This is a genomic window from Vibrio owensii CAIM 1854 = LMG 25443 (assembly GCF_000817815.1).
In the GTDB taxonomy this organism is placed as follows: Bacteria; Pseudomonadota; Gammaproteobacteria; order Enterobacterales; family Vibrionaceae; genus Vibrio; species Vibrio owensii.
In genome coordinates this window covers 1-1,439 of the sequence record NZ_JPRD01000063.1, presented here as the reverse complement: position 1 = coordinate 1,439, position 1,439 = coordinate 1, and the positions used below count along the sequence as shown (strand labels likewise).

Genomic DNA, 1,439 nt, shown 5'->3' with positions numbered 1-1,439 from the left:
GTCTAGGCTCTAATGCCGATCAGTTAAACATTAATCGGCAGATCAATTGAATGCTCCTTCCAATGTGTAAAAATCCGATAGACTCTGTTTAGCGGATTTTTTTATGCACGTTTCTCAAGCCCTCGATATCATAAATAACTACAAACCGAATGAAGTCGAAACTCTCGCAGACCTCCTACCGATTGAGCTAATCAAAGATGCCTATGAGCTGACAGATACAGTCACTCTTAGAAAGCGAAAACTGACTTTGGAATCGATGGCATGGCTGTTGGTCGGAATGGCTATTTATAACGACAAATCTATGGCTGATATCGTTAATATGCTCGATATTATCGACCGTTCAGGTAAACCGTTTGTTGCCCCGAGTGCATTAACACAGCGTAGAAAAAATCTCGGTGAATCCGCGGCTAAAGCTCTTTTTAAGTGTACGCAAAGACATTGGTTTGAGCATGCAAGACTACCCAACTGGAACGGACTCACACTGCTTGGTGTTGATGGGGTTTTGTGGCGAACAGAGGATACTGATGATAACGCCGAGGCTTTTGCAAAGCCTACCAATCGTGATGGTAAAGAAACACAGTACCCTCAGCTACGTATGGTGTGCCAGATGGAACTAAGCAGTCATCTAATCACAGGCAGCGCTTTCGACTGTTATACCGTGAATGAAATGACGCTGGCCGAGCAACTAATAGAAACGACTCCTGACAACAGTCTAACCCTTTTCGATAAAGGCTTTTACTCTCTTGGGTTACTTCAAGAGTGGAGCACTAAAGGTGTAAATCGACATTGGCTCATCCCAATGAAAAAGGGATTAAATTATGAACTCGTTCAGTCCCTTGGTCGACAAGATAAACTCATTAAACTGAAGAGTAACCCGCAAGCTCGCAAGAAATGGCCAACGCTAGAACGTGAAGTTGTTGTCCGTCTAATCACGAGGGTCAAGAATGGCAAGTCATATGATGTTCTTACCTCAATGACCGACCCAATGCTTTACCCAAAATCAGACATAGTTGGTCTTTATGGATACCGCTGGGAAATTGAGCTCGGATACAGAGAACAAAAACAATATATGCTTGGTAACCGGCTTACATTAAGAAGTCGACTTCCAGAATTAGTGAAGCAAGAGCTCTGGGGTATCTTGCTAACGTATAACTTGGTCAGGTATCAAATGGTTCAAATGTGTCATACGTTGAATGGAGATTACCTGCCATACCAACTAAGCTTCAACGGTGCATTAGCCCATATTATGCGCTTGCTAGTCGGTCTTCCATATTCGTCACCAGGAGCAATACCTAGGCAACTCCAGAACTTTTACTCAATAAGCGAGAGTTTAATATTAGAGCCAAGACGGGAAAGATCCTTCCCTAGAGTAGTGAAGAAAAAACCTAGCCGATACCCTAGAAAAAACAATGCCGCTCACCTTAAGTGAACGGCATTAG

1 protein-coding gene is annotated in these 1,439 nt (G+C 43.2%); it reads left to right on the top strand.

The window, feature by feature from the left end; all coding sequences use genetic code 11:
- The first annotated feature begins 103 nt into the window (after positions 1 to 103).
- Positions 104 to 1,429 (top strand): IS4 family transposase, encoded by a 1,326-nt coding sequence (locus H735_RS26285; RefSeq protein WP_042980635.1) that lies wholly within the window; start codon positions 104 to 106, stop codon positions 1,427 to 1,429.
- Positions 1,430 to 1,439: the final 10 nt, after the last annotated feature.

Bases quoted from the DNA above. Each gene is read 5' to 3' on its own strand.
- H735_RS26285 (WP_042980635.1), top strand. From the start codon at position 104: ATGCACGTTTCTCAAGCCCTCGATATCATAAATAACTACAAACCGAAT.